Below are 9,494 nucleotides of genomic sequence, written 5' to 3' on the forward strand. Positions count from 1 at the left end.
ATGCCCATCGACATTGATGTCCTCTTAGAAGAACTTGTTTTACGCGAAGGTTCTGATTTACATCTCCGGGTCGGTGAACCACCAATCTTTCGGGTGGCAGGTGAGTTAGAGCGTTCCGATTTTCCACCGGTGAGCAAGGAAGATATGGAGAATCTGATCTATGGTTTGATGAAACCAGTTCAGCGCGAAATGTTTGAGAAGAATTTGGAATTTGATATGGCATATGAAATCCCCGGGGTTGCTCGGTTCCGGGTTAATTGTTTCAAACAGATGGGAAATATCGGCGTGGTGATGAGAATAATCCCTTTGAAGATAAAGACAATCGATGAATGGGGTTTCCCCCCGGTTTTAAAAAAGATCGCGGAACTGCCCCGCGGTTTAGTTTTGGTCACGGGACCAACTGGCAGTGGAAAATCCACAACCCTGGCGGCGATGATTGAACACATCAATCAACATTTTCGCAAGCATATCATCACCATTGAAGACCCGATTGAATTCTTACATCGGGATAAATTATCCGTCATTGAGCAACGAGAGATTGGCATTGATACAAAGTCATATGCCGAAGCCTTGCGCCGGGCGATACGCCAGAATCCAGATATAATTTTGGTAGGAGAGATGCGGGATCTGGAGACAATGGCACAGACTATCACAGCAGCCGAAACCGGCCATCTGGTCTTTTCCACCCTCCACACCATTGATGCGGTGCAGACGATTGACCGGATCATTGATGTCTTCCCACCTGCCCAGCAACAGCAAATCCGGCTTCAGCTCTCAGCAACCCTCCAGGCAGTGATAACCGAAACCCTTGTCCGGAAGAAGGATGGTACCGGGCGGGTGGCTGCCTTTGAGATTATGATCTGCACCCCCGCAATCCGGAGCGCAATTCGCGAAGGGAAAACTCCCCAGATCTACTCAGCTATTCAAACTGGTTCCCGGCTCGGAATGATTCAGATGGACCAGTATCTGCGCAATCTTTTGAACCAGGGGATCATTGACTATGAAGAAGCCCTTGCACATTGCACTAATCCTGACGAATTTGAAAGGCGGGTGCAGGGATGATAAAGCTCAATGATCTTTTACATACCCAAGTGAACAGTGGGGCATCAGACTTGATTTTAAAAGTCGGTTCTCCACCGATTATGAGGGTTAATGGCGATCTTACACCTCTTGAAGTACCTCCCCTGACAGCAGTGGATATTGAATCCGGATTGGTGGAGATGTTGAAGAAGGAACAGATCGAAGAATACCGGCGTAATTATGAACTTGACCTTTCCTATGAATTACCAGGTGTGGCACGCTTCCGGGTTAATCTTTTCCGGCAGAAAGGGAATATTGGGGCAGTTTTCAGATTGATCCCCGAAAAAATTCCTACGATTGATGAACTTGGATTTCCGCCAATCCTGAAAGAATTGGTGATGCGCCCGCGGGGCTTGATTATTGTCACTGGTCCTTCCGGGTGTGGAAAATCCACGACCCAGGCTGCACTCATTGATTTTCGGAATGAGAATGATAATTGCCATATTGTTACCGTGGAAGACCCAATAGAATTCATTCACAAAAATAAAAAAGCACTCGTCACCCAACGCGAAGTGGGGCGGGATACCCATTCCTTTGCCAATGCTTTAAAATTCGTGCTCCGGCAGGATCCGGATGTGATATTGGTGGGTGAAATGCGCGATTTAGAGACGATTTCCTTGGCGATCACCGCGGCAGAGACCGGTCATCTGGTGATAACCACTTTACACACCTCTGATTCCATCTCCACCATTGACCGAATCATCGATGTCTTCCCACCCCATCAACAGAATCAGATAAGGATGCAATTATCTTTAAACCTTCTGGCGATATTCTCCCAGAATTTGGTAAAACGGGCTGATGGGAAGGGTCGGATTGCCGCTTATGAATTACTCATCGCCACAAGCAGTGTCCGTAATCTCATAAGGGAAGCAAAAACGCACCAACTGTTATCGATCCTGCAAACTTCCCAGCAGCAGGGCATGATAACCTTTGATGCCTGTCTCGCCAATTATGTAAAGAAAAATTTAGTATCAATAAAAGATGCCGAAGCAAAAGCTTTAAATCCTGATACATTCCACAAGGAGATTGAATTACTAACCCAGGGTAGATAGTGCAAAAAAAACAATTTTTGAGGCTGGATAGTCCTATTCAGTATGTAAAAGGGATTGGTCCCAAACGGGCGAGTTATTTTAAAAAAATAAATATCGAGAATGTAAAAGACCTTCTATTCTTAGTTCCCCGGCGCTACCTTGATTATTCAAATGTTTTGAAGATAAAGGATTTAAAGATAAATGATGAGGGAACGGTCATTGGCCAAGTTCATCTTATTGAGATAAAAAAGGCACAACACCGTGGTGAGATAGTCAATCTTTTGCTCCGGGATGAAACAGGAAGTGTGGTAGTCCGCTGGTTCAATCGCCCGGATTTAAAGAGTAAATTCAAAATCGGTGATTGGTTGATGGTTTCAGGGAAGGTCACATTTTTTTACCACAAGCAATTCATAAATCCTGTCTACGAGATAATTGGTGGGGAGGATAACCCTCCAGAACGGACGAGCGGAACGATAATTCCAATTTACCCTCTGACAGAGGGACTCAGCATTTGGGATATAAGAAGGGCAATGAATATTGCCTTAGAGTTGTGCCTCGAACAAGTGGTGGAGACGATTCCGGAATATATTTTGCATAGAAATTCACTTCCAGGATTAAAGAAGGCGCTGAAAGATTTACATTTTCCTCAGAATATGGAAGATGCAATAAACGCCCGACGGCGTCTGGTTTATGATGAATTCTTCTTTTTTGAACTTGCCCTGGCAAGGAGAAGATTGAAAATAAAAAACCAGGAAGGGGTGCCGCTGGAAAGGCGAGGTTCGTTGACGGATTTGTTTTTGAATTCATTGAGTTTTAAACTCACCAATGGACAGCAGAAGGTTATTGAGGAAATCACCCACGATTTGAGTCGACCAAAACCAATGAACCGCCTTCTTCAAGGTGATGTAGGATCCGGTAAAACAGTGGTGGCACTATATGCCCTGCTTATTGCGGTAGAAAATGATTATCAGGGGGCAATGATGGCGCCTACTGAAATTCTTGCCGAACAACATTACATAAATCATGCCCCAATCCTGGAAAAATTAGGTGTGAAATCAATTCTGCTTACGAGCAGTATTAAGGGTCATGCCCGTGAAGAGGCGATAAACCAGATTTCAAATGGTGAGGCAAAAATAATTTTTGGAACCCATGCTCTCATTGAAGAGGGGGTGAATTTCAAAAAACTCGGGCTGGCGATTATTGATGAACAACACCGCTTTGGTGTGATGCAACGGGCTGCGCTCGTTAACAAAGGGATCAATCCCCATTTCCTGGTTCTTTCAGCAACACCGATTCCCCGGACTCTGGCATTAACTCTTTATGGGGACTTGGATATCTCTACGCTTACTGAAAAACCCGCAGGTCGGGGTGAGGTAATTACCCGTTTGCATGGGGAAAGTGAAAAGGCGAAGGTTTATCAGTTTATCTACACCGAACTGTTGAAAGGGCGTCAGGCCTTTATTGTCTGTCCGATTATCGAAAAATCAGAGAAATTAGAACTGAAATCCGCTCAGGAAGTTTATGAAGAGGTGCGGAGTGTATTCTCTAATTTCAATGTCGGGTTAATCCATGGGCGCTTGGGAACTCAGGAAAGGATAAAGATAATGGCTGAATTTCGCGGTGGCAAAATAAACATCCTGGTTGCTACCACAGTGATTGAGGTAGGGGTAGATATTCCTAATGCTACGATAATGCTGATTTTACATCCCGAGAGATTTGGGCTGGCACAACTCCATCAATTAAGGGGAAGGATTGGTCGGGGTGCTGAAAAATCTTATTGTTTATTGATTCTCAATAAATTCGTTGCCCCGGAAACCTATGAACGTTTGCTTTTTTTTGAAAAAAATAACGACGGCTTTGCCCTTGCCCGCAAAGATATGCAACTCAGGGGACCGGGTGAGATTTTAGGTAAGCGCCAACATGGTTTACCAGATATAAAGATTGGGGACTTAGAACAAGACCAGGCTTTGCTATTTTTGGCCCGGGATGATGCCTTTGGGGTGGTGAACAAGGACCCGGAGATAAAATTGCCCGAGCACTGGCCCATAAGATGTTATCTCCGGGAATTTCAAAAAAAAGAAGAATTGTTGGGCATCGGCTAAGTAATCTTAATTTCGCTAATTTGAGAGACGAGATGGAAGTGACATTTGCTGATTTGAAAGGCAGCGTTATCCATGATTTTCCTTATCCCCGATCAAAAAGGAAGTGCCCTCATGCAGCACTTATTTCCCTCACGAATTCTGGGGGATGTCTCTTTCGTTGCCCAATGTGTTATGCCCGGGCATATCCCTGGTCAATGCCTGACCGGATTACTATCTATCAAAACTTACCAGCAAAATTAGAAGATGAAATCAAAAGATTAAAGATTGCTTTTCCTTTCTATTTAAGTCAGATAACCGACCCACTCCAACCCTACACACCATTACGTGACTTGACTTTCCGGATCATCAAGGTCCTTATGAAAAATAGATTGAGTTTTCGCATTGTGACCAAGTCTGCAGAAGGTTTACGCGCATTGATAAGAGCGATACCAGAATTGATTTCTTATCCTTACTGGCTTGTTGAGATGACGATAGAGGCGACTCCATCGAAACAGACAGTGACCAGTCCCTATGCCTCAAAGATAGAAGAACGATTAAAGATACTTAAATTTTTGAATGATTTGGGAGTTGAAACCGTCTGTCGGACCGATCCAACAATTTTAGGTTTTATGGAACGCGAAGACCTCCTCTGGATTCTTGAACAGGTCAAGAAAACCGGCACCAAACATATTATCGCTTCCACTGGTTATTATAATAAAATTGCCATGTCCAACCTTTTGCACCGGTTAGCGGCTACCAAATTCAAGACATCTATTCCGCACATCGTAAGATACTACAATTATGATCCCGATAAACCAGTCAAAAAGTTTATGGCACCCATCAACATTAGAAAGAAATTCCACACCTGGTTTAAAAAAGCAGTGGAGGCATACGGACTCACCTATGCTGTCTGTCAGGAACTGCCCCGAGATTATGATTCAAAAAATATTCCTAATTGCGAAGGAACGAAACGGAATCATGTCCATGTCCGAAGCAAAGAAGGTTTTTTACCGATAGCCTGTTCTGGAGATTGTCTCCGCCTTTGCCCCGATACGATAAATCCTCCCTGCGGGATGCCGATTTTGAAATATGAATACCCCTATAAAATCAAAACCCTCATGATGGCTTCGGTTTACCATGACCTATTTTCTAAATCAAATTAAACTGAAAAAGAATTATCTTTTGGAAATTAAAAAGGTAAATACTTGTGAATGAGAAAATAACTCAAAAGACTTTTACTGTACCCGGCGAATTAGAAGGTCGAAGGCTTGATTATCTTATCGCGCTTTTTAATACCTTACCGAGGAAAATCGCCCGGGAAATTGTAGAGAATGGATTGGTTCTCGTTAACGGAACACGCATCACCTTTCCGTCGAAAAAGTTAAAAAAGGGCGACCGGATAGTTATTCTGGATGTTGCAAAAGGGGCACCGTTAGGAGAACCAGAGATAATTTACGAAGATACAGAAGTGGTGGTGGTGAATAAACCACCGGGTTTTCTCACAGAAAAGAGTGGCACGGAAAAGGGCAGGACATTAAAAGAATTTCTGGAAATGCAAGGCAAATCTATTTATCCGGTGCACCGATTAGACCGGGAGACAAGCGGGGTAGTGTTATTTGGCCAGACAATTCAGGCAAGGGATTTTTTGATGACCGAATTTAAAATGCGTCGGGTTTATAAGACCTATCTCGCCGTTATTGAGGGTCGATTAAAGGCTAAATCAGGGGTTATAAAGGGATTGCTCCAAAGAACCGGAGAATATGCGGAAACCTACTACGAAGTGATGAAAGAGTTGAACGGAGCCACCCTTTTGAAATTGAAACCAAAGACCGGGCGGACCCATCAATTGCGGATTCAACTCGCCCAGCTTGGACATCCCATCATAGGTGACAAAAAGTATTATAATTTAGAAAAAACCAAAATATTTTTTACCCGCCAGGCTTTGCATGCATATAAGTTAAGTTTCACCCATCCTCGAACAAAAACATGGATGCATTTCACCGCACCCATTCCTGAGGATTTAAAAGAATTGATCAGCAGATTAAGCCGCTAACGTCCCTGTTCTTCTCTTTTCTTTTTTTCTTCAAGATTTTTTCTTACAATCTCTTCGCGTCTTTTCTTATCCGCAGCCTGGAGTATCTGCGTAATAATCCAACCAATGATCACCACGACCAGGATGAAAATGATTATTTTCATTATTCACGACTCCTTTTTCCAATTATATAAGAATCATAAAGAAAGTCAACGGCCAAAAATTTCGAGTCTCCCAGCTTTTGTTCAGATTATTTTTAGTTCTTAAATTGCAATTGATTTTCGATGTAGGTGCTGAGATTACTCCGCTTTTAGATAATCTGCAGAACCCTCTCCGGTTTTTCTTTCCGGCAGCATTGTCGTGAGAATTTAAAATCCGTGAACCTTTGCTTTGGCTACTCTTTTTTTAGAAAGGCTATTTTCTTTATTTTCCTGTAATCCCCTATTTCAAGTCTCAATAAATAAACACCTGCCGGGAGTTTGCGACTCAAATCATCATCACCATTCCAGAAAATACCGGATACTTGATTCGGGATAATCGATGCGGGATTAAAAGATTTTACAACCCGTCCGGAAATATCATAAATTCTTAGGGAAATTTCGGATTTCGGATTGCGAATTGCGAAATTATCTGAGATTTGGAATTTAATAATGCAGTGATTTTTGAATGGATTAGGAGAGACTTCTAATTTCGGATTTTGGATTGTGGATTGCGAAATTTTGGTTTCTTCAACTCCAGTATGTCTTTTGATATAAAAGACCGGCGGAGATGTGGAATCATATCTACCATTGCCTTTTACCACCAGCCAGAGTTTATTCCCCATATTACTCTGGGTATCAGGAACTATCCACTGGCAGATTGTATCTTGAGGCAAACCTTGATAGATTAGATGACAACCCAAAATTGGATGTGCCCAGTATAATCTCAATGAGTCAAGGACAATCGTCTCATCAAGTCTCCATCTTGTATAGACGGTATCATTAGCCCAGAATGTATCATACTGAACCGGACAGAACCAGGTGACAAAAGGTGTTTTTTCATAGATTCGGGTGTGATTGTTTCCGGAAATGATGATTTCATTGAGACTATTTCCATCTAAATCAAAGACCCTGACACTTGAACCGGTGGCATTGCCGGGCAAAGTCTGCCAGACATAGAAGGAGTCATTATAGTATCCATTTTCGTCGCTGTAGGCTTTGATAATTGCCACAGTATCGCTTGCCTCAAGGACAATTTCGGGTATACTATCGCCATCAATATCACCGGAGTCAGAGAAACCGCCAGCATACTCAAAATTACTGATGCTATAAAAGGTAAAATCTTTAATGATTTCATAAGTATTATTACTTGGTGCTTCAAAGATGAAACTCCTTACATACCCTGCATAAGTATATATGCTTTTGACTATGAATTCTAACTTCCCATCTCTGTCGAGATCCATAGTAGAAAAACAATCCGGTATAAAGGGTGGAAAAAGTTGAGCCTCATATATTTTTTCGTAAGTATTATTTGCGGGGCTCTCATAAATGTACATTCGTGTTCCACACACAACAAATTCAATTAGACTGTCTCGGTCAAAATCACCGAACGCTATAGTACTGGTTAGAGAAGTATTTGTATAAATTTGGCTGAATATTCTAATATAGTTATTATTACCGATACTTTCATAAATAGTTAAGACTTCGTAACCTTGTGGTGTTTCATTTTGTTTGCATGACAATATTTCCGGTAGACCATCGCGATCGACATCATAAGATAATATCGGAGCAGTAACTAAAGACATTACAGTATCCTGCCATACTTCACATCCCGGATAAGAAAATGAATCAGGTGATTCGAGAATGGCTACTATAGGGATAAATGGTGGAGAGGAGGAAAGACATGCGACTACAATCATATCAGAAAAACCATCTCTATCAAAATCTCCAATTTCCCAAATCTCAACCCCGCCATAACAAATAAATGAATCTACCTCCCATGTGCCACAACTATCCAATTCTTATATGTATCCGTAGTGATGACCGTACGAACGGGGGCGGAATATGCATTCAAAATTACCATCTTTATCAGTATCTCCGATGCAAATTCTATTCTGACATCCAAATGTACCATTAGGTAACAACCATTTTTGTGTAAAACCAGTAATCAACATTGAAGCTACAATCAAAAAATTTTCCATAATTTTGCTCCTTTATTGTCTCTTTAATGGTGCATACACTTAATCGTTAAAACTTGGCGGGGATGGAAATAATACATCCATCCCCGCCAAACCAATCAGCGCATTAGTATTATTTTCTTCATCGTAGATTGCTCTTCTGAAGTAAGTTTAACAAAGTAGATCCCTTGTGCAAGATTAGCCGTGTCGAATGTGATGGAATGCGAACCAACGCTTAGGATGTCTTTAACCAGCACATCAATTAGTCTTCCCGAAACATCGTATAGTGATATGTTCACATAGCCTGCTTTAGGTAGATTATATTGAATGGTAAGACTACTCTTAGTCGGATTCGGATAAACATTCAGCATTATCTTTTCTGAATTTAAGGGCATTGTGCCAATATCCTGTGGACCACCACTGGTTTTGCCTTCAGGTTTCCAGTAAATACTAAATCCCGCAAGACAGACTCCATTATTATTGGGATTCTTAACTGGAAGGGTGACCTTATGAGCGGCCTGATAGAGTTCTCTGGGAATCATTACCTCAAAATCATAAGCCGTACTGAGATTTGAATCCCTCTCTGTCCCCCTTTTATAAAGAGGGAATAAGAGGGATTCAGTGCTCTTTAATTCTTTAAAATAACACACTTTTTCGTAATTACCTTTTCATCAACAAACAATTTTACAAAATACACACCACTTGTCAAGGGTTTGGGGGTTGCTATTTCATAGATGCCAGCAGGTTTGTATTCATCAACAAGCACTTGCTCAACCTGTCCAAGGACATTGTAGATAACAAGTTTCACATTGGAGGGATTTGGCACTGCATACTGGATTTTTAATCTGCCACCAAATACTGGATTCTGCAAAATCTTTAAACTCGCATCCTGTATCCGGTATCCTGCATCAGTCTCAATCCCTAATGGTCTTATCTTAAAATCACCAAAATCCCAGGCAACACCCCGGGGTCTATTCTCACCGGGTCTTGGCGGTCCATAAGCCCATATCATTATCTTGCAGGAATCAGAGATGATATCAGGGACAAGCCATTGATAGGTTGTATCACCACCTGGAATTCCCAGGGCAATTGTATCATAGGTATTCCCATTATCT

9 protein-coding genes are annotated in these 9,494 nt (G+C 41.9%); 5 read left to right on the plus strand and 4 right to left on the minus strand.

Going from position 1 to position 9,494, the window contains the following annotated elements:
* Nucleotides 1-6 precede the first annotated feature (6 nt).
* From ABIL39_02115 to ABIL39_02135, 5 genes are read left to right on the plus strand one after another with little or no spacing between them, the layout of a single operon-like run.
* Complete coding sequence (locus ABIL39_02115) at nt 7-1,062, plus strand: type IV pilus twitching motility protein PilT (protein MEO0164914.1); 1,056 nt, start codon at nt 7-9, stop codon at nt 1,060-1,062.
* A complete protein-coding gene (locus ABIL39_02120) occupies nt 1,059-2,132 on the plus strand; it encodes a type IV pilus twitching motility protein PilT (protein MEO0164915.1) in 1,074 nt (357 codons plus the stop codon). The genes ABIL39_02115 and ABIL39_02120 overlap by 4 nt, the downstream gene beginning before the upstream one ends.
* Nucleotides 2,132-4,213: an ATP-dependent DNA helicase RecG gene (gene recG / locus ABIL39_02125; protein MEO0164916.1), complete on the plus strand. Its 2,082-nt coding sequence runs from the start codon at nt 2,132-2,134 to the stop codon at nt 4,211-4,213. Before ABIL39_02120 ends, recG begins: the two co-directional genes overlap by 1 nt.
* Nucleotides 4,214-4,245: 32 nt before the next feature.
* Nucleotides 4,246-5,355, plus strand: coding sequence for a radical SAM protein (locus ABIL39_02130; GenBank protein ID MEO0164917.1), 1,110 nt, complete (start codon nt 4,246-4,248; stop codon nt 5,353-5,355).
* A gap of 44 nt (nt 5,356-5,399) precedes the next feature.
* On the plus strand, nt 5,400-6,245 hold the full coding sequence (locus tag ABIL39_02135; protein MEO0164918.1) for an RluA family pseudouridine synthase: 846 nt from the start codon (nt 5,400-5,402) through the stop codon (nt 6,243-6,245).
* On the opposite strand, the gene ABIL39_02140 is transcribed toward ABIL39_02135, so the two are convergent.
* The 4 genes from ABIL39_02140 to ABIL39_02155 all read right to left on the minus strand — a co-directional run.
* A complete protein-coding gene (locus ABIL39_02140) occupies nt 6,242-6,388 on the minus strand; it encodes a hypothetical protein (GenBank protein MEO0164919.1) in 147 nt (48 codons plus the stop codon). The two genes, ABIL39_02135 and ABIL39_02140, sit on opposite strands and share 4 nt — an antisense overlap.
* Before the next feature lie 230 nt (nt 6,389-6,618).
* Complete coding sequence (locus ABIL39_02145) at nt 6,619-8,121, minus strand: T9SS type A sorting domain-containing protein (protein MEO0164920.1); 1,503 nt, start codon at nt 8,119-8,121, stop codon at nt 6,619-6,621.
* Nucleotides 8,122-8,498: 377 nt separating this feature from the next.
* A complete protein-coding gene (locus ABIL39_02150; GenBank protein ID MEO0164921.1) occupies nt 8,499-8,921 on the minus strand; it encodes a T9SS type A sorting domain-containing protein in 423 nt (140 codons plus the stop codon).
* An 86-nt stretch (nt 8,922-9,007) separates the two neighbouring features.
* A partial coding sequence (locus ABIL39_02155) for a T9SS type A sorting domain-containing protein (protein ID MEO0164922.1) occupies nt 9,008-9,494 on the minus strand: 487 nt, incomplete at its 5' end.

Source organism: candidate division WOR-3 bacterium (assembly GCA_039802205.1).
GTDB lineage: Bacteria > Hydrothermota > Tepidihabitantia > SM23-42 > JAOAFX01 > JAOAFX01.

What these genes read in the sequence shown, in the direction of transcription:
- ABIL39_02120 (MEO0164915.1), top strand. Translation starts at nt 1,059, where the DNA reads ATGATAAAGCTCAATGATCTTTTACATACCCAAGTGAACAGTGGGGCA.
- ABIL39_02130 (MEO0164917.1), top strand. Translation starts at nt 4,246, where the DNA reads ATGGAAGTGACATTTGCTGATTTGAAAGGCAGCGTTATCCATGATTTT.
- ABIL39_02140 (MEO0164919.1), bottom strand. Translation starts at nt 6,388, where the DNA reads ATGAAAATAATCATTTTCATCCTGGTCGTGGTGATCATTGGTTGGATT.
- ABIL39_02145 (MEO0164920.1), bottom strand. Translation starts at nt 8,121, where the DNA reads ATGATTGTAGTCGCATGTCTTTCCTCCTCTCCACCATTTATCCCTATA.
- ABIL39_02150 (MEO0164921.1), bottom strand. Translation starts at nt 8,921, where the DNA reads ATGATTCCCAGAGAACTCTATCAGGCCGCTCATAAGGTCACCCTTCCA.